This is a genomic window from Aequorivita sp. 609, assembly GCF_014212065.1.
Classification (GTDB): Bacteria; Bacteroidota; Bacteroidia; order Flavobacteriales; family Flavobacteriaceae; genus Aequorivita; species Aequorivita sinensis.
Genome location: NZ_JACJVM010000012.1, coordinates 113,215 through 137,604, shown reverse-complemented (window position 1 = coordinate 137,604; position 24,390 = coordinate 113,215). Strand labels below are relative to the sequence as shown.

Annotated in this window: 22 protein-coding genes, 1 other RNA gene and 1 pseudogene; 15 read left to right on the top strand and 9 right to left on the bottom strand. The window is 34.4% G+C overall.

Features of this window, described 5'->3' with window-relative positions:
* Window positions 1-20 precede the first annotated feature (20 nt).
* The 3 genes from ssrS to H4O20_RS06245 form a co-directional block, all read right to left on the bottom strand.
* Window positions 21-129: non-coding RNA, 6S RNA (gene ssrS, locus H4O20_RS06255), on the bottom strand.
* 52 nt (window positions 130-181) lie between these two features.
* The gene (locus tag H4O20_RS06250; RefSeq protein ID WP_185098626.1) at window positions 182-472 is read right to left on the bottom strand and encodes a cell division protein ZapA; all 291 of its coding nucleotides are present in this window, start codon (window positions 470-472) and stop codon (window positions 182-184) included.
* A gap of 7 nt (window positions 473-479) precedes the next feature.
* On the bottom strand, window positions 480-770 hold the full coding sequence (locus H4O20_RS06245; RefSeq protein WP_185098625.1) for a hypothetical protein: 291 nt from the start codon (window positions 768-770) through the stop codon (window positions 480-482).
* Between the two features lie 542 nt (window positions 771-1,312).
* On the opposite strand from H4O20_RS06245, the gene H4O20_RS06240 reads away from it, so the two are divergent.
* Window positions 1,313-3,004, top strand: a complete 1,692-nt coding sequence (locus H4O20_RS06240; protein WP_185098624.1) for a M23 family metallopeptidase — start codon at window positions 1,313-1,315, stop codon at window positions 3,002-3,004.
* A 9-nt stretch (window positions 3,005-3,013) separates the two neighbouring features.
* On the top strand, window positions 3,014-5,473 hold the full coding sequence (locus tag H4O20_RS06235) for a carboxypeptidase-like regulatory domain-containing protein (RefSeq protein ID WP_185098623.1): 2,460 nt from the start codon (window positions 3,014-3,016) through the stop codon (window positions 5,471-5,473).
* Here H4O20_RS06235 and H4O20_RS06230 read toward each other — a convergent pair.
* Complete coding sequence (locus H4O20_RS06230) at window positions 5,470-6,234, bottom strand: lipopolysaccharide kinase InaA family protein (protein WP_185098622.1); 765 nt, start codon at window positions 6,232-6,234, stop codon at window positions 5,470-5,472. The genes H4O20_RS06235 and H4O20_RS06230 overlap by 4 nt on opposite strands.
* Window positions 6,235-6,393: 159 nt before the next feature.
* On the opposite strand from H4O20_RS06230, the gene H4O20_RS06225 reads away from it, so the two are divergent.
* The gene (locus H4O20_RS06225; RefSeq protein WP_185098621.1) at window positions 6,394-7,467 is read left to right on the top strand and encodes a glycosyltransferase family 9 protein; all 1,074 of its coding nucleotides are present in this window, start codon (window positions 6,394-6,396) and stop codon (window positions 7,465-7,467) included.
* On the opposite strand, the gene H4O20_RS15140 is transcribed toward H4O20_RS06225, so the two are convergent.
* Window positions 7,464-8,303 carry a glycosyltransferase family 2 protein gene (locus H4O20_RS15140; protein WP_333907983.1) on the bottom strand — a complete coding sequence of 280 codons (840 nt, stop codon included), beginning with the start codon at window positions 8,301-8,303 and terminating at the stop codon, window positions 7,464-7,466. The two genes, H4O20_RS06225 and H4O20_RS15140, sit on opposite strands and share 4 nt — an antisense overlap.
* Before the next feature lie 27 nt (window positions 8,304-8,330).
* A pseudogene (locus H4O20_RS15135) lies at window positions 8,331-9,149 on the bottom strand (glycosyltransferase family 2 protein); the annotation flags it as partial.
* Between the two features lie 150 nt (window positions 9,150-9,299).
* Here H4O20_RS15135 and H4O20_RS06215 point away from each other — a divergent pair.
* The 3 genes from H4O20_RS06215 to H4O20_RS06205 are packed head-to-tail and all read left to right on the top strand — an operon-like array spanning window position 9,300 to window position 11,997.
* Window positions 9,300-10,037, top strand: coding sequence for a glycosyltransferase family 2 protein (locus tag H4O20_RS06215; protein ID WP_185098619.1), 738 nt, complete (start codon window positions 9,300-9,302; stop codon window positions 10,035-10,037).
* Window positions 10,038-10,095: 58 nt separating this feature from the next.
* On the top strand, window positions 10,096-10,857 hold the full coding sequence (locus H4O20_RS06210) for a glycosyltransferase family 2 protein (RefSeq protein ID WP_185098618.1): 762 nt from the start codon (window positions 10,096-10,098) through the stop codon (window positions 10,855-10,857).
* 9 nt (window positions 10,858-10,866) lie between these two features.
* Window positions 10,867-11,997 carry a CDP-glycerol glycerophosphotransferase family protein gene (locus H4O20_RS06205; protein ID WP_185098617.1) on the top strand — a complete coding sequence of 377 codons (1,131 nt, stop codon included), beginning with the start codon at window positions 10,867-10,869 and terminating at the stop codon, window positions 11,995-11,997.
* On the opposite strand, the gene H4O20_RS06200 is transcribed toward H4O20_RS06205, so the two are convergent.
* Window positions 11,992-12,777 (bottom strand): glycosyltransferase family 2 protein, encoded by a 786-nt coding sequence (locus tag H4O20_RS06200; RefSeq protein WP_185098616.1) that lies wholly within the window; start codon window positions 12,775-12,777, stop codon window positions 11,992-11,994. The two genes, H4O20_RS06205 and H4O20_RS06200, sit on opposite strands and share 6 nt — an antisense overlap.
* A 123-nt stretch (window positions 12,778-12,900) precedes the next feature.
* On the opposite strand from H4O20_RS06200, the gene H4O20_RS06195 reads away from it, so the two are divergent.
* The 5 genes from H4O20_RS06195 (at window position 12,901) to H4O20_RS06175 (ending at window position 17,755) form a co-directional block, all read left to right on the top strand.
* Window positions 12,901-13,467 (top strand): L-threonylcarbamoyladenylate synthase, encoded by a 567-nt coding sequence (locus tag H4O20_RS06195; protein ID WP_185098615.1) that lies wholly within the window; start codon window positions 12,901-12,903, stop codon window positions 13,465-13,467.
* Between the two features lie 144 nt (window positions 13,468-13,611).
* Window positions 13,612-15,033 carry a CCA tRNA nucleotidyltransferase gene (locus tag H4O20_RS06190; RefSeq protein ID WP_185098614.1) on the top strand — a complete coding sequence of 474 codons (1,422 nt, stop codon included), beginning with the start codon at window positions 13,612-13,614 and terminating at the stop codon, window positions 15,031-15,033.
* A gap of 4 nt (window positions 15,034-15,037) precedes the next feature.
* Window positions 15,038-16,063: a heme A synthase gene (locus H4O20_RS06185; protein WP_139854904.1), complete on the top strand. Its 1,026-nt coding sequence runs from the start codon at window positions 15,038-15,040 to the stop codon at window positions 16,061-16,063.
* Between the two features lie 29 nt (window positions 16,064-16,092).
* On the top strand, window positions 16,093-16,620 hold the full coding sequence (locus H4O20_RS06180; protein WP_185098613.1) for a hypothetical protein: 528 nt from the start codon (window positions 16,093-16,095) through the stop codon (window positions 16,618-16,620).
* A 76-nt stretch (window positions 16,621-16,696) separates the two neighbouring features.
* On the top strand, window positions 16,697-17,755 hold the full coding sequence (locus H4O20_RS06175) for a nucleoid-associated protein (RefSeq protein WP_185098612.1): 1,059 nt from the start codon (window positions 16,697-16,699) through the stop codon (window positions 17,753-17,755).
* A 121-nt stretch (window positions 17,756-17,876) separates the two neighbouring features.
* Here the strand turns inward: H4O20_RS06175 and recQ are convergent, their stop codons facing one another.
* A complete protein-coding gene (recQ, locus tag H4O20_RS06170; protein ID WP_165148391.1) occupies window positions 17,877-20,069 on the bottom strand; it encodes a DNA helicase RecQ in 2,193 nt (730 codons plus the stop codon).
* 198 nt (window positions 20,070-20,267) lie between these two features.
* Between recQ and H4O20_RS06165 the strand changes: the two genes are divergently transcribed.
* The 3 genes from H4O20_RS06165 (at window position 20,268) to H4O20_RS06155 (ending at window position 22,523) form a co-directional block, all read left to right on the top strand.
* Complete coding sequence (locus tag H4O20_RS06165; protein WP_185098611.1) at window positions 20,268-21,233, top strand: SIS domain-containing protein; 966 nt, start codon at window positions 20,268-20,270, stop codon at window positions 21,231-21,233.
* A complete protein-coding gene (gene tatC / locus H4O20_RS06160) occupies window positions 21,233-22,066 on the top strand; it encodes a twin-arginine translocase subunit TatC (protein ID WP_179951773.1) in 834 nt (277 codons plus the stop codon). The genes H4O20_RS06165 and tatC overlap by 1 nt, the downstream gene beginning before the upstream one ends.
* Before the next feature lie 109 nt (window positions 22,067-22,175).
* Window positions 22,176-22,523: a carboxymuconolactone decarboxylase family protein gene (locus H4O20_RS06155; RefSeq protein WP_139854909.1), complete on the top strand. Its 348-nt coding sequence runs from the start codon at window positions 22,176-22,178 to the stop codon at window positions 22,521-22,523.
* 82 nt (window positions 22,524-22,605) lie between these two features.
* Here the strand turns inward: H4O20_RS06155 and H4O20_RS06150 are convergent, their stop codons facing one another.
* Entirely contained in the window at window positions 22,606-23,451 is an 846-nt protein-coding gene (locus H4O20_RS06150; RefSeq protein ID WP_185098610.1) for a DUF2911 domain-containing protein, read from the bottom strand.
* 326 nt (window positions 23,452-23,777) lie between these two features.
* Here H4O20_RS06150 and H4O20_RS06145 point away from each other — a divergent pair, with 326 nt between their 5' ends.
* Entirely contained in the window at window positions 23,778-24,239 is a 462-nt protein-coding gene (locus H4O20_RS06145; protein WP_185098609.1) for an SRPBCC family protein, read from the top strand.
* Window positions 24,240-24,390: the final 151 nt, after the last annotated feature.

Here is a 24,390-nt window from a genome sequence, read left to right as displayed (position 1 = left end):
TCAATACATTAGTTTTGAATAAACTCCTTAAAAAAATGTTTAGGGCTAACAAGCTGATCAAGAATCCGCTCGAAGACGGCCCGCTTTTACAACTTTAACTCACCCTTTTTTAAAGAATTCGTGTTGAGTTTACCAAAAATAATATTAATGTAGGCAGTTACCTTATTTAATTAAAAGAACGTTACGATAGTTGCTCCTCCAGGATTTGACTTAAAGCCCTTAGCCTTTCTTCTGCTTCCTTGGTTTCACTAGATCTATCTATTTGTTTTTGCTCTACCTGGGCAGCAAACTGGAGGGCGCTCATTGCTAACACATCCTGTTTGTCACGCACAGCATAACTTTGCTCGAACTTCTTAATCATTTCTTCTATCTTCTTCGCCGCCAATCTCAACCCCTCCTCCTGCGAAGGATTGATAGTCAAGGGATAAACCCTGTCTGCTATCGATAGTTTTATTTTTAATTGTTCTGACATTGTTATATTATTCGGAAAGTTGGGCAATACATTGATCTATTTCCCGAACTAAAGCGTTTATCTTGAGTTTCGTTTCTCGTTTATGTTGGTCACTGCCAAGCATTGAGTTTGCGAGTTTTAATGAATTGTTTTTTTCGGTTAAAGCTTCAATTTCTTGTTCAGATTGCTGCTGTTTTAACTTTAAATTGATTATCTCTTCTTCCAATTGAGCATTGGCAGTTTTTAATTTCTCATGCTTGTTAAGCAACTGACCCACTCTATTCTCAAGAGAATCAACAATTTCAGAAAGATTACTCATTAAAATTTTTGTTCAATACTTCTTTCACAAAGTTAGCATACCCTTGCTAAAACACAAACAGTTTTCTGTTATTTTTTCAGTATTTTATAATGATAAACCAAATAATTGTGGTATTAGAAAGAAATTTGCAAAACTATCTTTGATAATCAACCTATTGCAGTTTGCTATCTATGCAAATTCTAAACAAAAGGTTATTAACAATTAAACTCTTAAAGCCTAAGTTAATTTCGATCATAAGCAACCCGGTTACTTTCCTCCGCAAATTCTAATACAAAACACAAAATTCTATACTTAAAGTGATTTTTCACTAGGACACACCTAAATCTTTTGTTTTTAAGTTTTTATAAATATACAACAATCAATTTTTAGATCTGGATTAAGCGCATTAATTCTTTCTATAAAGAGTTATTTTGTAAAGTTTCAATCGGACTTTAATAATTATTGCAAGAAATAAGGATTCAAATTAAAATAGAATCAGCATACATATCGTTAATTAAGTTGTTGTCCCTTTTTTATTCCTAACGTATTATTATTTTTACACTATGAAAAAAATTTTATCGTTACTCCTACTTATCGGGAGCTTTACTTATGCCCAAAACAATTTTCCTAAAAATTATTTTTCAAACCCATTGGATATAAAAATGATCCTCTCTGGAAGTTTTGGTGAGCTTCGTTCTAATCATTTCCACAGCGGTTTAGATATAAAAACTCAACAACGCGAAGGGATGCCAGTTTACGCCCCTGCAGATGGGTATGTAAGCAGAATTAAAGTTAGTCATTACGGGTATGGAAAAGCGCTATATATTTTACACCCTAATGGATACACCACGGTTTATGGACATTTAAGAAGCTATGCAGGAGAAATTGAAAAACACGTAAAGGAAACCCAGTACGCAAAAGAATCATTCGAAATAGAACTTTTTCCTGACAAAAACCTCTTAGCTGTTAAAAAAGGAGACTTAATTGCATATACAGGAAACACAGGAGGTAGCGGCGGCCCACACTTACATTATGAAATCCGTGATGCCTCACAAAGACCGATTAATCCACTTCATTTTGGTATCGATATTCCAGATTCTAAAGCTCCGTTATTAATGGGTGTTTTCGCTTATACAATAGATGAAGATGGACACGTAAATCAAAGTCAAAATAGAACTAAATTAAGATTGATTAAGCAAAAAGATGGCACCTATAAAACCGAAGGCATTAAAGCTTATGGCAAAATCGGGTTTGGAGTAACTACCTACGACCAGTTTGATGGAGCTTCAAATAAAAACGGTAGTTATAGAATTCAAACAAATTTTAATGGTTCTGAAAAATTTGAAGTTACCTTCGATAAGTTTTCATTCTCTGAAACTCGCTACCTCAACAGGTATATAGATTATGAATACTTTGAGACAAATAAAAGTAGAATTCAAAAGCTATTTAGAGAAAAGAATAATCCATTAAGCGTAATCACCTACGAAGACGATAATGGATATGTAACGGTAAAAGATAGTTTACATTCAATTTATACCATTAGCATCAACGACTTAAAAGGAAATACAACTTTTGTTACAATTCCAATTGAAGGGGCTAAAATGGATATCCTCGATCCGAAAAACAATAAGGTTACCGACGATTATATCAATGCAGATCACGCTACTTCAATTACAAAGGGTAAATTCAGCATTTATATTCCGGCTAATAGTTTATACGAAGACACTTATTTAGACATTCGCGCCGATGGAGATACATTAATATTTCACGAAGATATTGTACCAATTCACACCAACATCACCTTATCGGCAGATATTTCGTCTTATAGAGAAGAAGACAAGGACAAGCTTTATTTAGGTAGATTAAACACCAAGGGCGAACCTTATTACACTTCTACCAGTAGAAACGGCGATAAACTTGTAGCCAAAACAAGAACATTTGGAACGTACATCATTGCATCAGATACAATTCCACCTGAGATAGAGCCTGTAAATTTTTCAGAAGACAAATGGATAAGCAATGAGAATTTTCTAAAAATTAAAATCAAAGATGACTTAAGTGGTATTAGCTCGTATAGAGCTACCATCAACGGAAAATTCATTTTAACAGAATATGATTATAAAACAGACGTTCTAGTTTATAATTTTAACGACAATGTAAACTTAGAAACTGAAAATAATTTGAAACTTATAGTGATTGATAATGTAGGAAATAGTGCTACATTTGAAGCAAAATTTTTCAGAAAACACCCCTAATTCAAGCTTTTGAAAACAATAAAACTATCGCTCACACTTTTCTTTTTATGTTTTGCAACCGTTGTGTTTGCTCAGAAATCGATTGTAAAAGGAATTATTCTTGACGAAAACAACTTTCCCGTAGCTGGGGCAAATGTAACCTATAACGACACTGGAACTATTTCAGATTTTAATGGGTTTTACTTACTTAAAGTACCATCAAATCAAGATGTTACTATTGTTTTTTCGCATCTAAGTCATAAAAAAGTACAGGTAACTGTGAACCTTTCTCCAAATGAGGATTACGAGTTAAACCCTGTAATGAACACTACTATTGAGCAAATAAGTGAAGTTGTAATTTCGGGTAGAGAAAACAAACGCGTTGAAGGGGTAACTACTATTTCACCAGAGGTAATTCGTAAAATGGTAGGTGCAAATGCGGGTGTTGAAAACCTTCTAAAATCACTTCCAGGTGTAAATGGTAATGACGAATTAAGTACTCAATACGCTGTTCGTGGTGGTAATTACGACGAAAACTTAGTTTATGTTAATGAAATTGAAGTTTATCGTCCTTTCTTAATTAGAAGCGGGCAACAAGAAGGGTTAAGCTTTGTAAATAGTGATCTTACTAGCAATGTAGATTTCTCAGCTGGTGGATTTCAAGCAAAATATGGGGATAAACTTTCTTCTGTTCTAGACATTACCTATCGCCGCCCAGTAAATTTTGGTGCTTCCATAGAAGCTAGTTTATTAGGAGCTAGTGGTTCTGTAGAAGGGGTTTCAAAAAATGGTCGTCTGTCAGGTATTTTCGGAATTCGCTACCGCGATAACAGTCTTTTTGTTCAAGCAAAAGAAACAGAAACCAATTACAGACCAAAATTCGCAGATGCCCAAACATATCTTACTTATAAATTCAGCAATAAATTTGAACTTGGATTCTTAGGTAATATATCAATTAACGAATACAATTACAGACCGCTAACAAGACAGACTAACTTCGGTACAATTTCCGATCCTATTGCGCTACTTGTGTTTTATGAAGGTCAAGAAGAAGATAAATACAACACTTATTTTGGAGCTTTAAAATCAACTTGGGTTGTTTCAGATAATTACACAGCTAAGTTCATCGGATCTGTTTATCAAACTACTGAACAAGAATATTACGACATCCTTGCTGAATATCGTTTAGGTGAAGTAAACACAGACCTGGGAGGAGAAGACTTAGGACAAGTAGAGTTTACAAGAGGTATTGGCGGGCAACTTACTCACGCTAGAAACGACTTGGATGCCTTAATCCTTAACTTCGAACACAAGGGGAATCTTTCTATTGAAGATAACAATATTGAATACGGAATAAAATACACTCACGAGGATATTCGCGACCGTGTAAACGAATATGAAATTATCGACTCGGCTGGGTTTTCAATTCGCCCACCTATTTTCCCTCCTAACAATCAACCTTACTCTCCAGATACTTCGCCAATTGTTCCTTACACAAACGTAAGAGCAATGAATGATACGCAAATAGACCGTATATCTGGTTATGCTCAATGGAGTAGAAAAACTACTCTTGGAGGTAGCGACCTTTGGTTAAATGCAGGTGTTCGTGCGCACAATTGGACCGTAAGCGGACAAAACATTACAAGTACATCACAAACTGTATTTAGTCCACGAGCACAGGTTTCTTTAAAACCAGATTGGGAAATGGATATGCTTTTCCGTCTTTCGGGAGGTATGTACCACCAACCACCGTTCTATCGCGAGTTAAGAGATTCAACAGGAACTGTACGTCCTGGAGTTAAGGCACAAAAATCTGTACACATTGTATTCGGAAACGATTACAGCTTCAAAATGTGGGACCGCGAATTTAGATTGAATTCTGAAGTATATTACAAACACCTAGATAATGTTAATCCATATACGTTAGAAAACGTTCGTATTCGATATCGTGCAAACAACAGTGCTGTTGCTTATGCTTACGGTTTAGACGTACGTCTGGCAGGAGAATTTGTTCCAGGGACAGAAAGCTGGTTGAGTTTTGGATATTTAAAAACAGAGGAAAACATTAATGACAAAGGGTATATTTTCCGTCCTACAGATCAACGCCTAAAATTTGGTATGTTGTTTCAGGACTACGTAAAAGTTATTCCATCGCTTAAAATGTATCTTAACTTGACGTACAACACTGGACTTCCAGGTGGTTCCCCAAGTTATGCCGACCCTTATAACTATCAAACGCGTTTACCAGACTATAAGCGTGCCGATATTGGCGTTAGCTACGTAATTGTAGATGACACGAAGTTAAGAGATAGCGGGTGGTTAAAACCATTTAAGGAACTTTCGGTTGGAGCAGAAATTTTCAATATATTCGATGTTCAAAACTCAATTACAAACACTTTTGTAAGAGATGTTTATAGCAAACTTCAATACGCTATTCCGAATTACTTAACACCGAGAATTTTTAATGTGAAGCTTTCAGCGAAGTTTTAAGCTCGAGAACGCTGCCTTTTACGCTTTCTCAGCTTTTTGCTGTTTTTCTTTTTCTGAAAATTACGACTGTACTTCAGCATAGTTTCATAGGTTTCTGAAGAGCTTTTATTGTAGAGTTTAGCATACTCATCGGCCATAATCTTAACCATAGTTTTTGAAGGCCAGAGTCTGCGGAAGTTATTCATTCGCTTTTCAAAACTCATTGGTTCAAATCTCATTCTATTCAAATCAATTAAATAGAATTCGTATTTGTTATTTCCTACATCGGTAATTAAAGTATTCCCAGGGGAATGATCTAAAAAGTTTACTCCGTTTTCGTGTAGTTTAAAAGTGAATTGGGTAAACTGTCGTAATATTTCTTCCCGATTTTCAAACTTCGGTTTATGAATTAAAACTCGAAAATCGAAATCGTATTCGAGGTGTTCACTTATATAATAGCTCTGTTTTAATCCAAATGTAAAAAACTCGATATATGCTACAGGTGTTGGCGTTCCAATTCCGAAGTTAGCTAATTTAGAAGCGTACTCAAAAGAGCGTTTTGCCTTACTTTTTCTAAAGAATTGGTATATTATAGACTGAAAGAAATTAGGTGTTTTAAAACTCTTAATATTGAATACAACACCATTTAATTCTATTTTTTTTATAACATTGCGCTCACCTTTGGTTACATACTCCCCTACTTTTTCAAATTGATAAAGTGCGTCTTTCAATGCAGGTTGCAAGTGTGAATATTTTGGATTGATTACGAAATTCTCGCGCATTTTTAATATTTATACAGTCAAAAAAGGTATTTTGCGAAGGTAATTTAAAATCTTTATCCCGTGCTTATGCTGTGGGATTTTATACGAAAATACAAACTTTACTTTAAGGCGATGTACAAATTTTGGCAAAGAAGACGAAGTCTAACAAAGTAATACACTATGAAGAAAATACTAATCATACAAAACAAACGTATTGGCGATGTGCTACTGAGCTCTGTTATTGCTAATAATATTAAAAAAGTATTTCCTAATAGTGAAGTTTCCTTTTTTGCTTACGATTATACTATTGGTGTACTTGAAAACAACCCAAATATCGATCGTATAATTTCAATAAACCAAAAAGAGCTTAAGCGTCTGCCCAAACTTTTTGAAACTGCTTTAAAAATTAGAGAGCAGAATTACGATATTATCTTCGACCCTTATGCTAAGTTTCAAAGTAGAATTATTTGTCTTACAAGTAAAGCTCAATACAGAGTTGGCTTCAAAAAAGCACATAAAAAACTAAAACTTCCTTTTTATACGCATCCAATAAATTTCAAAAAGAAAGCCACATTGCCTTGCGGAAGAGGGATTGAGGATAGAGTTAACTTAGTATATCAAGTTTTTCCATTGGCAGAACCTGACTATGTACCAAAAATATATTTAAGCGAAATAGAGAAATCCGAAAATAAATTACAAAACATTAGTGGGCCTGTTATAATGTTTGGAGTTTTAGGAAGCACGCCAAATAAATCTATGCCCTACGAGTATATTGTTGAGCTTATAGATTTTGTCACCAAAAACTATAAGGCTACCATCCTTTTCAATTATGCACCTCATCAAAAAGAAGAAGCCTTAAAAATATACAATGCGTGTGCGCACAAGGAAAAGATAAATATGGAAATTTATGAAGATAGTATTCGTGGCTTTGCCGTATTAATGAGTCAATGCGATATGTTAATCAGTAATGAAGGAGGAAGTGTTCACATAGCAAAGGCGGTAAACAAACCAACTTTCACAATATACTCACCTTATATAGATAAAGATGCTTGGAATAGTTTTGAAGATGAAGTATTCCATCAATCCATTCATCTACTAGAAGAAGTTCCAGACCTATTTAAAAGCTTTACTCCAGAAGAAAGAAGGTCGATTGAGAAAAACCCTCAAGAGCTTTACAAGGAATTAAAATCTGAAATGATTCTCAAAAAGTTGAAGCCCTATTTAGCGCATCACCTTTCTGATGTAAAAGTCTAGTTAGTTTCTACTTTTTCCTTTAAAACACTTTCAGGAGCATCAGTCTTTAGAATTCCGTATTTCGTCCAAACTCTTTTTTCTTGTTTTGTAATACGTCTTATAGCTTTGTTTTTTACAAACATGTCTTTAGTAACATACCCTCGAGCGTGATCTAAATGTAAGGTTACTGTGCTATATCGAATTTGAAGGGGTTTTATTCCGTAGTTCATTAAGCGCTCGCCCATTTCACGGTCTTCTCCACCGTATTGCATACGTTCGTCGAATCCATTAACTGCAATTACATCCTTACGCCACCCTGAAGCATTGTTACCATCCCAAGTAGCACTAGTAGGAGTAAATGTATTTAGAAAATCTTCTTTGAAACCGTAAGAAGTAAGTTTGTTTATCTTGAATGTTTTCTTTAATCCTTGTTTTAACAACCATTTTGCATTAAAACAACGTTGCAGTTTTATGTCTTCTCTTGTAATTTTTTTAGAAATACTCATGGTAAGCTTGAAGTACCCCGCAGAAAGAAAACATCCTGGACGACTTAAGCCAAGGTGTGTAGAAACTAAATCGTTTCTTGGAATACAATCCCCATCTGTAAAAATGAGGTACTCCCCTTTTGAAGCTACAATTGCTTTATTGAGAATTTTTGTTTTTTGAAAACCGTGGTCTTCTTGCCAAACGTGTGTGATTTTTAAAGGAGAATTCTCTTTAAAGGAATCAATCATTCTTTTGGTTTCGTCTCCCGAACCATCGTCGGCAATAATAATTTCAAAATTCTTTTCAAGTTGTTGCTCAAATCCCCAAAGTGCTTTTTGTAACCATTCAGGTTGGTTGTAGGTACTTACAATAACTGAGACATAAGGCGAATCATCTTCATTTTTAACAATACCGTAATTGGTCCATTTTTTATTTTGATTACGTGTAACCTTACGTATTGCTAAATTCTTTTCAATAGACTCTTCGTTCTTATACCCTCTTGGATGATCAAGATGTAAAACAACCGCATTGTAGCGAATCTGTTTACTTTTAATTCCATAATTCATCAGTCTTTCGCCAAGTTCACGATCCTGTCCGCCGTATTGCATACGTTCGTCAAAACCATTTATAGCAACAATATCTTTCTTCCACCCGGAAGCATTATGCCCATTCCAACTAGCATTAGTAGGAGTTAAAGCATTTAAAACTTTAGCTTTTACAGACCCAGAGTAAAGTTTGTTGTTTTTAAAAGAAGATTTTAATCCGTGTTTTTTAAGCCACTTTACATCAAAACATCTTTCGGTATAAATATCTTCTTTGGTAATTTTCTTTGAAATTTCCATTGGAAGCATAAAATATCCACCTGACAGAAAATATCCTTCTTCACGATATTTTACGTGTTGTTCCACAAAATCTTTTCGCGGAATACAGTCGCCATCGCTCATAATAATATACTCGGTACTACACTGCTTAATGGCTTTATTAAGAATTTCAGACTTCTGAAAACCTTTGTCTTCGTGCCAAACGTGAACGATTGGATAGAAAACCTCTTCTTGCATTTTTTCTAGCAATAGCCGTGTTTCATCGTCTGAACCGTCATCTGCAATTACAACTTCAAACTGTCTATATGTTTGATTATTATAACCGTACAGCACTTTTGTCAACCATTCGGTAGAATTGTAAGTGCTAATTATTATGGAGGTGTTAAGCTGCTTCATTTATGCAAAGATAAAGTTATTTAGGAAGTTGGCGCACAAAACAAAAAGTAGTAATTTCGAAATGTATTTTAAATCTTTAGCTAAAATTAAAAAACTGCGATTTTACGAAGAAATAATTAATTATTTTTCGTGAAATTCTGCTGAGAAAATATGCCGAAACTAACTGTAATCATACCTACTTTCAACGAAGAAGCCTATCTTGAAGACGCCTTGTTTTCAGTAGCTTTTGCCGATGAAATTATTGTTGTAGATTCATATAGCACAGACAAAACCCCAGAAATAGCTAAGAAATATGCCACTAAGTTTCTACAGCGAGCGTTCGACAATTTTTCAAATCAGAAAAACTTCGCATTAAAAGAAGCAACTGGAGATTGGATTCTATTTATTGATGCCGACGAGCGCGTAACGCATTCTTTGGAAGCCGAAATTTTAGAAACAATACAAAATCCGGAACACGGCGGATATAAAATTAATTTTCCGCATTTTTATATGAATCGTTTTCTCTATCACCACAGTGATGATGTATTGCGATTAGTAAAGCGGGAAGGAGCAAAATTCACAGGTTCGGTCCACGAAAAATTACACTGTAACGGAAGCATAGGAAAATTAAAAAATAAAATGCTCCATTTTACCTACAAGGGACTGGATAATTATATTCAAAAAAAAGAATCGTACGCCTGGTTTCAAGCACAACAACAATTTGACAAAGGGAAAAAAGCAACTTGGTTTCACCTCTTTATAAAACCTACTTATCGATTTTTTAGATCGTTTGTATTAAAGGGAGGTTTTCGAGACGGGGTGCCAGGACTTACAGTTGCCGCTGTAAATGCATACGGAGTTTTTGAAAGGTATGTAAAGTTAATGCTATTGCGAAAAGGAATACAATAATACACATTGTAAGTAAGAAAGGTAAAAACATTATTTTTACACAAATCACATTCAGTTTTTGAAAAACACAGCAAAAATTTCAGCCATTGCCATAACGCTTAATGAAGCGCATAACATCGAAGCTTATATAGATAGTCTTTGGTTTGCCGATGAAATCATCATTGTAGATTCATATAGTACAGATGAAACAGTTTCTTTAGCGGAAAAACACGAGAAGGTTACAGTGTACCAAAGAAAATTTGATAACTTTTCGGCTCAAAAAAACTTTGCGATTTCAAAAGCGAAAAATGATTGGGTTACTTTTTTCGATTTAGACGAAGAAGTAACTCCAAAATTAGCTGATGAAATTGTTGAACTAGCGAAAAACCCAAAAGCTAAAGCCTATTATGTAAAACGCGATTTCTATTTTATGGGAAAACGTATAAAGTACAGCGGTTTGCAAAACGATTATATCGTAAGGTTTTTCAATAAAAATCATTGTCAATACAACGCCAATTTAGTTCACGAAACTTTAGAAACCGATGGGAAAACTGAAAATCTAAAAAACAGTTTACCACATCACACATATAAATCCTTCGACGATTACACCGCAAAAATGCATAAATACAGTGCATTACAAGCTAAAATGCTTTATAAAAAAGGGAAGAAACCTACCTATTATCACTTCCTCTTTAGGCCATATTATCGGTTTTGGAATCAGTTTATATTTCGTTTGGGAATTCTCGACGGAAAAGAAGGGTTTATCTTAGCCTACGTGAGTGCATTTTCAGTATTTAAACGATATATTAATCTTTGGTTACTTTATAGAAAAATAGCTTAAAAAAAACCTATGAGTCACAAAATAGCTATCATCTTTCTCGATGAAATTCACCATATATATCATTTTGTGAGTGTAGCAGTAGAACTTGCAAAAACCAATCAAGTACATATTCTCACCCATTCTGGAAAAAATACTTTTCTACACGAATCTCTTAAGAAGCTTAATGATAAAAACGTAGTAGTTGAAAAAATGCCAACAGCTGCCTTTAGAGAATTTACTGATAGAATAAAAGGCAGACAACTACCTAGAAAAGGCTTTTGGATAAAAAAGCACAAGAAATATATACTAAATAATTTTGATGCGATAGTCTTTACCGATTACTATCATAAATACCTCTTAAAAGCTAGAGAAGATCGCAATAAACCAAAGTTTATATTTTTAGAACACGGTACACCTGGAAGAGCTTATGCTTATAATAAAGACATCTTAGATTTTGATTTTCACCTACAATGTGGGAAATTTCACAATAAGTCTTTAAAAGAAATGCAATTGCTAAATGAAGAATATAAAGTTACAGGTTATCCAAAACTAGATGTGGTAAAATTGGATAAATCCGAGCCTATTTTCACCAATAACAAACCGACAGTTTTATACAATCCACACTTTACTCCTCCCCTTTCGTCTTGGCATTTTATGGGGCTCGAAATCTTGGAGTTTTTTTATAAGTCGAAAGATTACAATTTAATTTTCGCTCCGCATATTAATCTTTTCAATAAAGTTGGAGGTGACGACCCCGCCGCAATACCAAAAAAATATTATACTGCTGAAAACATATATATAGATTTGGGAAGCGAAAGAAGTGTAAATATGACTTATACAAAAGCTGCCGATATCTATATTGGTGACGTCTCTAGTCAGGTTTACGAGTTTATGACTAATCCACGTCCTTGTATATTTTTAAACCCAGAAGGCGTCGATTATAAAGATGATATTAATTACCGTTTTTGGCAATGCGGTGATGTGATTAATTCTATTAATGAATTAAATGAAGCATTAAAAATTTCCAAAGAAAACCATCAGAAAACTTATAAGTCTATACAGGAGGAAATAACTTCAGAAAACTACTACACAGAAGAAGGCTCCACTCCTTCAGAAAGAGCTGCTAGTGCGATAAATGAATATCTCGATAATGTTTTATAAGTAAGCGTTAATTCCTTTTTCACACCATTTCACTCTATTTTCTTGTGTTTCTTTTTGTAGCGAATCATTTATTTCAAATCTACTTTGATCTTTAACTAAATGCCAAATGTGATAAACAATACCACTATACCTTAATCTTTTACCTAATACTCCACTATTAAGCATCCTTATAGCCATTTCAGAATCTTCTCTACCCCAACCTTCAAAATTTTCATTATATCCATTAATTGCAATAAAGTCTTTTCTCCAATAAGATAAATTACAACCTCTCAATTTTTTTGAAAGTATAGGGCTAGTTTTGTATAGGTCGGCTAAAATGGATATTCGTAACGCTCGAGTTCGTTTTTTTATGCCTTTAGAAAAAAAGTTGAAATTTATTCTCTCTTTTTTAAAAAGTTCCTTTAAATATGCTTCTTGAATGTTAACACGGCTTCCAAAAAGAAACTGTCCTCTTGCAGAGTGTGCAATATGATCTTTTACAAAATCGGGATGCATTATACAGTCTCCATCAATTTGAATTATATAGTCTCCATCAGCAGCAGCAACTGCCTTATTCAAAATCTTGGATCTTCTAAAACCTTTATCCTCATGCCAAATATGCTTAAGTGTTGTTGTGGTTCTATTTTTAAATGCCTCTATCAAATCCTTTGTTTCATCTTTGGAGCCATCATCTGCTATCAAAATTTCAAAAGGTTGAAAACTTTGCGCAGCAGCACTCTTTAAAACTAAATCCAATGCTTCGGGCCAGTTGTAGGTAGAAATAAGTAAGGAGGTTTTCATTTGTTGAGAGATTTCTTCAAAGATATATTTTTTACCAAAACTAGATAAGTTCAATTTTAATGAAATTAGACAAGGATAATGCTGCTTTTTTGAAGAACTTTGCAATTAAGCAAAATTTAGCAGATGAATATCAAAGACGAAACAAACAATGCCCTTTTAACTCTTAAAAAAGGGGGACTTATTTTATATCCTACAGACACAGTTTGGGGAATAGGATGCGATGCTACAAATGCCGAAGCGGTAGAAAAAGTATTTAAACTAAAGCAAAGGAGTGATGATAAATCTTTGATTTGTTTAGTGAGTGATTTTAAAATGTTAAATGAATTTATAGAGGATGTTCCTGAAGTTGCTTATGATATCTTAAAGTACGCTGCAAAGCCAACAACCATTATTTACGACGACCCCATCCGCATAGCTGAGAATATTATTGCTAAGGACAATACACTAGCTATACGAGTGGTTAAGGATGATTTTTGTAAAACCTTGATTAGAAAATTTCGCAAACCTATTGTTTCTACATCGGCAAATATTTCCGGAACGCCCACTCCTGGAACTTACTCCGAAATAGACCCTTTAATTTTGGAAGGCGTGGACTATGTTGTAAATTTGCACCGCGATAAAAAAACTGGAAAACCTTCGGCTATTATTAAGCTTGGAAATGATGGAAGTGTAAAGGTAATCCGCAAATAGAAATTGAAACAAGACTAAAGAGAAACAAGAAACAGAACGGCTTATCTAGCAAGGTATTAATACGCTGCTAGCATAAACGCTTCATCTTAAAAGATAGTAATTTTAAAAATATTTACGCCTTTGCTTCTCTGCTAGAAATAATAAATGGCAAAACAAACATACATATCGGCATTAGAGAATCCTATTTTTAGAACAATCTCTAAGGCTGCGTCTAATTTAAACCTTGAAACTTATGTTATTGGAGGTTACGTCCGCGATTTTATTTTAAAACGCGGTGAAGCCAAAGATATTGATATAGTAGCAGTTGGTAGTGGAATTGACCTTGCTGAAGAAGTAGCTAGACTCCTACCTGGTAAACCAAAGGTATCAGTTTTTAAAACCTATGGTACGGCCATGTTAAAAAGTGGCGGAATAGAACTTGAATTTGTAGGAGCACGTAAAGAATCTTATACAGAAGAAAGTAGAAACCCAGCAGTAGAAAACGGCACCCTTGAAGACGACCAAAACCGAAGAGATTTCACTATAAACGCCCTGGCGCTTAGCCTTGGCTATGAGAATTACGGTGAGCTTCTCGATCCTTTTAACGGCATTAAAGATCTTCAAAAGAAAATTATAAGAACTCCACTAAATCCTGATATTACATATAGCGACGATCCATTGCGAATGCTGCGTGCCATTCGATTTGCAACGCAATTAGATTTTGTTATTGAAAAAGAGTCCTTGAATTCTATCACAAAAAACGCTGAAAGAATTAAAATAATCTCAAAAGAGCGAGTGGTAGATGAAATTAATAAGATTTTACTTTCAGATGTACCTTCTAAAGGGTTTACGTTATTACATAAAACAGGATTACTAAGCTACATCCTACCTGAGCTAATGGCTTTACAAGGTATTGATGAGAAAGAAGGACAAACCCATAAAGACAACTTCTGGCATACATTAGAAGTGGTAGATAATATTTCTAAAACTACAGACGATTTATGGTTGCGATGGGCTGCTTTATTACACGACATTGGGAAAGCCCCAACAAAAAAGTTTGATAAAAAAATAGGCTGGACATTTCACGCACACGAATTTGTGGGTGCGAAAATGGTTTATAAACTTTTTAAGCGCTTAAAAATGCCATTAAACGACAAGATGAAGTTCGTTCAAAAAATGGTTTTAATGAGTTCACGTCCAATTGCTTTAGCCAGTGACGTTACTGACAGCGCTGTAAGGAGATTAATTTTTGATGCTGGCGAATACGTGGAAGATTTAATGACGCTTTGCGAAGCAGATATCACCACTAAAAACCCTAAAAAATTTAAAAAATACCACGCAAACTTTCAATTAGTTCGCGAAAAAATCGTGGAAGTTGAAGAGCGTGATCACGTTCGTAATTTTCAACCGCCCGTTTCTGGGGAAGAAATTATGGAGACTTTTAATTTAAAGCCTTCTCGTGAAATTGGAATTATAAAAGATGCAATTAAAGAAGCTATTCTAGAAGGTGAAATCCCTAATGAATATAAAGCTGCAAAGGCATTTATGCTAAAAAAAGGTGCAGATTTAGGCTTAAAAAAAAATTAAACTAATGTTCAGAAAATCAATTAAAGTTTCAATTGTACTAGTTTACCTAGTAATTATCGCTGGGGCTATGGTACGAATGACTGGCTCTGGAATGGGTTGCCCAGATTGGCCAAAATGTTTCGGGTATTATATTCCACCTACAGAAATTTCTGAATTAGAATGGGCACCCGAAAGAACATTTAAAAAAGGACAGGTAATTATTCACAACGATGCCTTATACGTTGCAAAAGAAGATTTTACAACCTCCAATCAATACACCGATTCTCATTGGGAATTATACACCAAGCACGACTATGCTACCTTCAACGTATGGCACACATGGATTGAATATGTAAACCGATTATTTGGAGCTTTATCCGGTTTTGCAATTCTTATCATGGCAATATTTTCACTTCGAAAATGGAAAACTAAAAAACAACTTACCATCTTATCCTGGGTAAGCGTTGGATTATTAGTATTTCAAGCTTGGCTAGGAGCTACAGTAGTTTACTCGGTGCTTTCTCCTGTTAAAATTACCATCCATATGGTTATGGCCTTGGTTATTTTGGCAGTATTACTTTATATCCTATATGCTTCAAAAGAAAAGCCAGTAAATTATTTCACCTCTAGAAGTTATAGAACACTTATCCTCTTTGCGGTAGTCCTAACACTTATACAAGTGGTTTTAGGTACTCAGGTTCGTGAATTTGTTGATGAACGCGTCAAAGAAATTGGATATAATTCCCCAGAATTATGGTTGGAAAACCCGAGATTAGACTTCTATTTACACCGCTCTTTTTCAATATTAGTAGTTTTAGTAAACCTATCATTGTGGTACTTCAATAGAAAAAGAAACTATGGATTAAAGTATTTAGATGCTCTAATTTTATTAATTCTCGCTGAAGCATTCACAGGAATCTTAATGTATTATTTTGATTTTCCTGTACTCTCACAACCGCTTCATCTCGTTATTGCCACATTGCTCTTTGGAGTTCAATTTTATATATTGTTGGAAGCATTTCTAACCAATAGAACGAGTAAAAGTTTGTAACTTTGCGCACTAATTTTTTTATAGCTTAAATGGTTTACCGATTTAGAATTATACTAGACACCGAAGAAGATGTATTTAGAGACATCGAGATAGAAGCTTCTGCTACCTTAGAAGATTTCCACAATGCAATTACCCAATCTTTTGGATTTGACGGCCAAGAAATGGCTTCATTCTACACTAGTAATGAGTTTTGGGAAGAAGAAGAGGAAATTTCACTTTTTGATGTAAGTGATGAACCTGGCGGTATAAGAGTAATGGGCGATACTTATTTAGAAGATGTGGTAGATAAAGACAACACCCGACTACTTTATGTTTACGATTTTCTAAATATGTGGACGTTTATGGTAGAATTAGCCGACATAGGTGAAGTTGAAACTGGACGAATTTATCCAAACCTAATGTACTCTCACGGTGAAATTCCTGCTGAAGCACCTGAAAAAGAGTTCATTTCGGAACCTATAGAAGGTGATGATGATGATGATGATTTTTTTGATGACGATTACGATTTAGATCCAGAAGACTACGACAGTCTGGATTTTGATGAAAACTGGAACTAGCTATTAGTAACAGATCATTATTAGTAGGTAGTACAACACATTTACATTCCTAAAATTTTAATATCTAATATTCTATATGATAAACCTTTTTTCTACTCATATTGCATCTCTTTCAATCCACAGAGTGGGTAACAAAAGCCGTGGTGAAGATATTTTTCTTTCTGCCGAGCCTTATAAAATGGATGATGAAATTACCCCATTGTTAAAAGAGTTTTTCTTAAAGCCTTTTCGTGAAAAAGAAGAGAACTACTTTAAGTTTTCACACGAAGCCGATTTAGAGTTTCACGAATTGTATAACAACGCAAACAACATATTTAACAATCCTGAAAACATACACGAAGAGAGTAAAAAAATTGCTACTTATCTCTTTAATCAGTCTGAGCATCCACATATTAAAAGTGGTGAGGTTTACGTAGCTTATCTTGAAGGTGTACAATTGGACAATGTGAAGATGGACGCCATTGGTGTTTTTAAAAGTGAATTGAAACAAGATTTTCTTCAGTTTTTAGAAGAAGGAAATTCACTGGACGCAATGTTACAACAAGGTGTAAGTTTAAATAAACTTGATAAAGGTTGCATCATTTTCAACGCTAACAAAGAAGAAGGATACAAAATACTTTCAGTAGATAGCAACCGCTATGATGCGCGTTATTGGTTAGAAAGCTTCCTAGGCGTAGAACCGCTAGCTGACGACAACTTTCACACCAAAAAATACTTGAAGTTCTGTCAAGACTTCGCCAAGGATGTTGTTTTACCTGCCGAAGATAAAAAGCAGGAAGTAATGTTTATGAACCGAGCGGTAAATCATTTTGCGAAAAATGACACTTTTGAAGAAACTGCTTTTATGAATGAAGTAATTGACAACCCTGATTTATTACCAGAATTCCGTCATTATAAAACTGAAAAAGCGCCTAAATACAGCATCGAAGATTTAACGACATTCCCAATTGCAAATACCGCTGTAACAGCAGCGAGAAAAAAAATTAAGAATGTTATCAATCTGGATACCAACATACAAATCAAACTCGATTTCATAAACCCTGAAAGCGCAGATAAATTTGTAGAGAAAGGTTGGGATGAGGAGAAGCAAATGTACTACTACTTAGTTTACTTCAATAAAGAACAGAAAGTATAGCTGTACCCAAACAATAAAATAAAAAGAGCAAAACATTTAAAATTTAAATGTTTTGCTCTTTTTGTATTTAGATATTCCGTTTATACTGTTTACAAACGGAATGTTTTTTACATTAATATGATTAGTTTCCTAATTCACTGATGAATTTTATACGATATAGTCTTAGTTCTTCTTCATCGTAATCTCCATCAAACTCATCCATGGCTGCTTTAATTTCATCGGTACTAGCTTCAAGGAAATAATCGTGGATTTCTTCTTGTTGATCTTCATCTAACACTTCATCTATCCAATAATCGATATTTAATTTTGTTCCACTATACACGATAGCCTCCATTTCTTTAATAAACTCAGGCATTTCAAGGCCTTTTGCATCAGCAATATCTGGTAAAGAAAGCTTTCTGTCTACATTTTGAATGATATACAACTTGAGGGAGCTATTGCTACCTGTAGATTTTACAACAAAGTCTTCAGGTCTTATAATATCATTTTCTTCAACGTAATCCTGAATTAATTTTAAAAACGACTTTCCGTATTTCTTTGCCTTCCCTTCTCCTACCCCATGAACGTTAGATAGCTCTTCTAGTGTAATAGGATATTTTAAAGCCATATCTTCCAAAGATGGTTCTTGGAAAATCACAAATGGTGGCAACTCTAGCTTATTAGCAACTTTTTTAAGTTCAGCTTTTAATAATTTAAAAAGTGTATCATCTACTACATCTCCTCCTTGTTTAGCCGAAACTATTATATCGTCGTTAGCATCTTTAAATGAATGATCTTCCGTCATCATAAAAGTTGTAGGAGACTTAATGAATTCCTTCCCGGCATCTGTAAGTTTAATTACACCGTAGGTTTCAATGTCTTTCTTTAGGTAACCAGCAACGAGTAGCTGACGCAATAACGCCATCCAATAAGCAGCGTCATGGTCAGCTCCCGATGCGAAATACTCTTGTGTATCTGTTCTATGCGATTTAATTAAGGCGTTTACTTTCCCAATCAAAACATTTACAACCTCTTTACTCTTATACTGTTGATTAGATTTTAAAACAACCTCCAACAGCTTTTTAGCTTCCGCTGTAGCTTCGTGTTTCTTTTTAGGATGACGCATATTATCGTCCATCATTCCACCTTCACCGGTTTCATTGTCAAATTCTTCTCCAAAATAATGAAGAATAAATTTTCGTCTAGACATAGAAGTTTCAGCAAAACCTACTACTTCTTGTAGAAGTGCGTGTCCAATCTCCTGTTCGGCAACTGGTTTTCCACTCATAAACTTCTCTAGCTTTTCTATGTCTTTGTAGCTATAAAAAGCTAAACAATGACCTTCACCACCATCGCGACCGGCGCGACCAGTTTCTTGATAGTAGCTTTCAATACTCTTCGGTATATCGTTATGGATAACAAAGCGTACATCTGGTTTGTCGATTCCCATTCCAAAAGCAATGGTAGCAACAACCACATCCACATCTTCCATCAAGAACATATCTTGATGTTTTACACGTGTTTTTCCATCGAGCCCTGCATGATACGGAACAGCTTTTATACCATTCACCTGCAAAGCTTGGGCGAGTTCCTCAACTCTTTTTCGGCTTAAACAGTAAATAATTCCGCTTTTACCTTCGTTCTGTTTTACAAAACGAATAATATCCGCATCTACATTTTTCGTTTTTGGACGAATTTCATAGTACAAATTTGGACGGTTAAAAGAAGCTTTGAACGTATTAGCATCCTGCATCGATAAATTCTTCAGAATGTCTTCTTGTACTTTTGGAGTAGCGGTTGCCGTAAGACCGATAATAGGAATATCGTTTCCTATACGAGTAATAATACTTTTAAGATTTCTATATTCAGGTCTAAAATCGTGCCCCCATTCACTTATACAATGCGCTTCATCAATGGCTAAAAATGAAATTTTTTGAGTTTGAAGAAAATCAACATACTCATCTTTAGTTAGCGATTCGGGAGCAACATAAAGCAGTTTGGTAATTCCGCTAGCAATATCACTTTTAACTTGTTTTACTTCAGTTTTATTAAGCGATGAGTTTAATACATGCGCTATTCCATCTTCTGATGATAAGGCACGTAATGCATCTACTTGATTTTTCATAAGTGCTATTAGCGGGGAAACTACTATAGCTGTTCCTTCTTGCATAAGTGCAGGAAGTTGATAGCAGAGGGATTTACCTCCGCCTGTTGGCATAATTACAAAAGTATTATTGCCTTCCAGGATGCTTTTAATAACATCCTCTTGCAAACCTTTAAATTGAGAAAATCCAAAATATTTCTTTAAGTCTGCGTAAATGTCATAATCTACCACGTCATAATAGTTTTAGGGAGTAATTCAGTTTTAATCAACATTTAGATTATATTATCAATAACAGTTGTAATTTTGTAATCAAATTAAGCAACTGTAACTTTTTTGTTAACTCAAGATTAAAAATACTAAATTAGGTTTTTTTTATATTTAAATATACTAATAAAATGTACAGTTACAAACATTCAAAAGCATTAAGTTTTGAACAAAACAAATAGAATAATTTCAATTGCAAAGAATACCATTGAAACTGAGAGCAAAGCAATTGCAAATCTCGCTCATTTAGTAAACGAAGAATTTGCCGGAGCTGTTGAATATATTTTTCATTCTGAAGGTAGGGTAATTGTTACTGGTATTGGCAAAAGTGCCAACATTGCAACAAAAATAGTTGCTACTTTAAACTCCACTGGTACCCCTGCTATTTTTATGCATGCTGCCGATGCAATTCACGGCGATCTCGGTACAATTCAACATGATGATACTGTAATCTGTATTTCTAAAAGTGGAAACACTCCGGAAATAAAAGTTTTAGTACCCTTAATTAAGGCGGCACAAAATAAACTTATAGCCATTACAGGAAACACAGAATCTTTTTTAGGGCAGCAAGCAGACTTTGTTTTGAATGCTTATGTAGAAAAAGAAGCTTGTCCTAACAACCTTGCTCCTACTACTAGCACTACTGCACAATTGGTAATTGGTGATGCTTTGGCCATGTGTCTATTAGATTTAAAAGGATTCTCAAGCAAAGATTTTGCAAGATTTCATCCAGGAGGATCTTTGGGCAAGCAGTTGTACTTACGAGTAAGCAATCTCACTTCACTAAACGAAAAGCCACAAGTAGCTCCCGATACCGATGTAAAACAGGTGATTGTAGAAATATCTGAGAAAATGCTTGGCGTTACTGCAGTAATAGAAAACGATAAGATTGTAGGAATAATTACTGACGGAGATTTGCGTAGAATGTTAACTAAAGCAGATACCTTTGCAGGATTAACCGCAAAAGATATTATGACCAACAATCCAAAGGTAATAGACAATAATGCTATGGCTGTTGAAGCGATGGAAATGATGGAGAAATTTGGAATCACGCAAATTATCGCTGAAGAAGATGGGAAATATAGCGGGATCGTACATATTCATAACCTTACTAAAGAGGGTATTATTTAATGAAAAAAATAGCTTCCCCCGAAAAAGAAATGTCCTTTTTGGACCATTTAGAAGAATTACGTTGGCATCTAGTACGTTCAACAATGGCGGTAGTCTTGGTTGGAATACTTGCCTTTATTTTTAAGAGTTTTATATTCGATACATTAATATTTGGACCTTCAAAGCCAAGTTTTTTCACCTATCGTATCTTTTGTGATTTTTCTCAAAAACTAGGAATGGACGCCTTTTGTTTTGATGAAATGCCTTTTAGAATTCAGAGTAGAACTATGGCTGGGCAGTTTTCCGCTCATATGTGGACCTCCATTTACGCGGGAATTATAATTGCTTTTCCATACATACTTTATGAATTGTGGAAGTTTATTAGCCCGGGCTTAAAAGAAAAAGAACGAAAGTCTAGTCGTGGGTTTATTGTAATCGCATCAATACTTTTCTTTATTGGTGTTTTATTTGGTTACTACATTATTACACCGCTTTCAATTAATTTCTTAGGAAACTATCAAGTAAGTGATAGGGTTTTTAACGACTTCGATTTAGATAGTTATATCTCATTGGTTCGTACGTCTGTATTGGCTTCAGGAATAGTATTTGAGTTGCCAATTATAATGTACATCCTAACCAAGATTGGCCTAGTAACTCCTGAAATTCTACGCAAATACCGAAAATTCGCGTTGGTAATTGTGTTAGTTCTTTCTGCTGTAATTACTCCTCCAGACATTGTTAGTCAGATAATCGTGGCTATCCCAATTTTAATACTGTATGAAGTAAGTATCTACATATCAAAAATTGTAGTTAGAAATCAAGAAAGAGAATTGAAAAAAATGAAAAATGCATAAATACCAATTAAAAGGTTACGTTGAAATAGTATTTATAGTAGCGTTTCAATTAACAACCGACCTTTATTTTGAGTATTAGCGTATCTAAGTTTGAATAAAAATAACAGCTATGGAAAATAATATTGTTGAAGAGTTTAACGCTTATCGCGAAAAAATGAATCAAAAAATGCTTGAAGATAACAACAAAATCATCAAGCGTATTTTTAATTTGGATACCAATGCGTTTACTGAAGGAGCACTTCCAAAGAAAACAAAAGAACTCCTAGGTTTAGGAAACTCATTAGTGCTTCGTTGTGATGACTGTGTACGATATCATCTAGAAGAATGTCATAAACTTGGACTTACAAAAGAAGAAGTTGTTGAAGGGATGAGCATTTCACTTCTTATTGGCGGAACCATAGTAATTCCTCATTTACGAAGAGCTTATGAATATTGGGAAGCTTTAGAGGCTAAATAAATATTAAACCAATTATATACACTAAAAAAGGCTGTCTACATTAGACAGCCTCTTTTTATGGTTTCACGGTAAGTAATTAAGATTATTTACCTTCCCATTCTTTTATAGACTTTTCGTTCATTTTTACATAATCGTCGTTTCCAGCCTCTTTAGACATTTTAAGCGATTGCTTGGCAGCTTCAATTGCTCCTTTTTTATCACCTGCAGCTGCGTAAATAAGCGCTTTCTGACGAATTTGATAGTACTTAGGATCTTTATTCATCTCAAACGACTTATCAATCCAATTCTTAGCTTTATTGATGTCTTTTCCTTCAGTTAAGTAGTATACCGCTGCAGCGTAATAGTCGTTAGAACTAGGACCGCTCATTGCGCGTTCTATGTTTGCTGTAACAGCTTTATCAGTAAACAATTTAATTGGTACTCCAACATAAGTATCGGCCCAAAGAATTCCTAATACTACAGAGTCATTTGTAAGATTATCAAACGTCATTGTTAACGTTTCAATTTTTACTGGCATTGGGTAAGCTGGAACTGAAACCTTTGCAGCTACTTTCTTATCATCCCATTTTTCAGGTAATCCCCAGTTGTTTGAATCGCTGTAGAAGTACACTTCCCAATTTGTAGCACTCGGCTTTGCGTATACTGCATACGAACCAGCAGCGAGGTTTTTTCCTCCTATTTCAACTGCATCACTAAACGTTATTTTTGTATTTATATTAGCTCCTACACGCCACATTTTATTGTGAGGCACTAAATCGCCAAAAATTGTTCTACCTCTCATAGAAGGTCTAGAATATTCTAATGTAATATCTGTAAGCCCTACTTTTTGTTCTATTTTTTGAAACGGACTCGGTTGTGGAGTTTCTATTTGTGCTTGAATACTTGCAGTTAGCATTAAAACAGAAAAAAGTAAAATTATCTTTTTCATCTTTATTGGTTTTTGGATGTTTATATTACTTACGAAGGTACTGTTTGAAAACCTTCTTTAAAGTTAATAAAAACTTAAAAAACCCACAAACACAATACTTCCAAGTCCAAGCTATACAAGAAACGACCTCTATATGTTAAATTTTTGTTTAACCTTTTAATTACAATTTAAAACAAAGTAATTTTAAGGAAAAATTTGAGCTATGTTGAAAAAATTAAGGAATAAAATAAGAGTTAAGTCGAGATATAAAGCTTTAGATGTAGACACTTACAGATTACTGTCAATGAACAAGAGACTAACAATCAAAAGAAGTAGATAAATCATTAATGAAAATTTATACACTTCAAGCAAAACAAAAATTACCTATAACAATTGATGAAGCTTGGGCGTTTCTTTCAAACCCTAAGAACTTAAAAGTTATTACTCCCGATTATATGGGATTCGATATTCTGTCCGGATCAGAAAAACCTATGTTTGCTGGACAAATAATTGAGTATATAGTAACCCCTAATTTAGGCATTAAAACTAAGTGGGTAACTGAGATTACACATGTTGTGGATAGAGAATATTTTGTAGACGAACAACGTTTTGGCCCGTATTCTCTTTGGCATCACAAGCATTTTATTAAAGAAATTGACGGCGGAATTGAAATGGAAGACTTACTTCATTATAAACTTCCTTTTGGAATTCTTGGGAAACTAGTCCACCCACTGTTGGTTAAACCGAAATTAGACGAAATATTCGAATATCGTAAAAATAAATTACACGAGCTCTTCGGTACTCTATAACACTGAAAACAAACCTTTTGACAGAAACAGATCTATTAATAAATTTTTCAAATTAAATTAATTTCGTCTGTAAAAGTCAATTTACAGATAATTTTTATAGCTCATTATTAAAACTTGACGAAAAAACTCCAACCTTAAACACTAATTAAGA

Excerpts from the sequence above, each read along its gene's own strand:
- H4O20_RS06185 (WP_139854904.1), top strand. The coding sequence starts at position 15,038 with ATGTTCAGAAAATCAATTAAAGTTTCAATTGTACTAGTTTACCTAGTA.
- H4O20_RS06175 (WP_185098612.1), top strand. The coding sequence starts at position 16,697 with ATGATAAACCTTTTTTCTACTCATATTGCATCTCTTTCAATCCACAGA.
- H4O20_RS06245 (WP_185098625.1), bottom strand. The coding sequence starts at position 770 with ATGAGTAATCTTTCTGAAATTGTTGATTCTCTTGAGAATAGAGTGGGT.
- tatC (WP_179951773.1), top strand. The coding sequence starts at position 21,233 with ATGAAAAAAATAGCTTCCCCCGAAAAAGAAATGTCCTTTTTGGACCAT.
- H4O20_RS06195 (WP_185098615.1), top strand. The coding sequence starts at position 12,901 with ATGAATATCAAAGACGAAACAAACAATGCCCTTTTAACTCTTAAAAAA.
- H4O20_RS06250 (WP_185098626.1), bottom strand. The coding sequence starts at position 472 with ATGTCAGAACAATTAAAAATAAAACTATCGATAGCAGACAGGGTTTAT.
- H4O20_RS06240 (WP_185098624.1), top strand. The coding sequence starts at position 1,313 with ATGAAAAAAATTTTATCGTTACTCCTACTTATCGGGAGCTTTACTTAT.
- H4O20_RS06155 (WP_139854909.1), top strand. The coding sequence starts at position 22,176 with ATGGAAAATAATATTGTTGAAGAGTTTAACGCTTATCGCGAAAAAATG.
- H4O20_RS06180 (WP_185098613.1), top strand. The coding sequence starts at position 16,093 with ATGGTTTACCGATTTAGAATTATACTAGACACCGAAGAAGATGTATTT.
- H4O20_RS06150 (WP_185098610.1), bottom strand. The coding sequence starts at position 23,451 with ATGAAAAAGATAATTTTACTTTTTTCTGTTTTAATGCTAACTGCAAGT.
- H4O20_RS06200 (WP_185098616.1), bottom strand. The coding sequence starts at position 12,777 with ATGAAAACCTCCTTACTTATTTCTACCTACAACTGGCCCGAAGCATTG.
- H4O20_RS06230 (WP_185098622.1), bottom strand. The coding sequence starts at position 6,234 with ATGCGCGAGAATTTCGTAATCAATCCAAAATATTCACACTTGCAACCT.
- H4O20_RS06205 (WP_185098617.1), top strand. The coding sequence starts at position 10,867 with ATGAGTCACAAAATAGCTATCATCTTTCTCGATGAAATTCACCATATA.
- H4O20_RS06190 (WP_185098614.1), top strand. The coding sequence starts at position 13,612 with ATGGCAAAACAAACATACATATCGGCATTAGAGAATCCTATTTTTAGA.
- H4O20_RS06215 (WP_185098619.1), top strand. The coding sequence starts at position 9,300 with ATGCCGAAACTAACTGTAATCATACCTACTTTCAACGAAGAAGCCTAT.
- H4O20_RS06225 (WP_185098621.1), top strand. The coding sequence starts at position 6,394 with ATGAAGAAAATACTAATCATACAAAACAAACGTATTGGCGATGTGCTA.
- H4O20_RS06145 (WP_185098609.1), top strand. The coding sequence starts at position 23,778 with ATGAAAATTTATACACTTCAAGCAAAACAAAAATTACCTATAACAATT.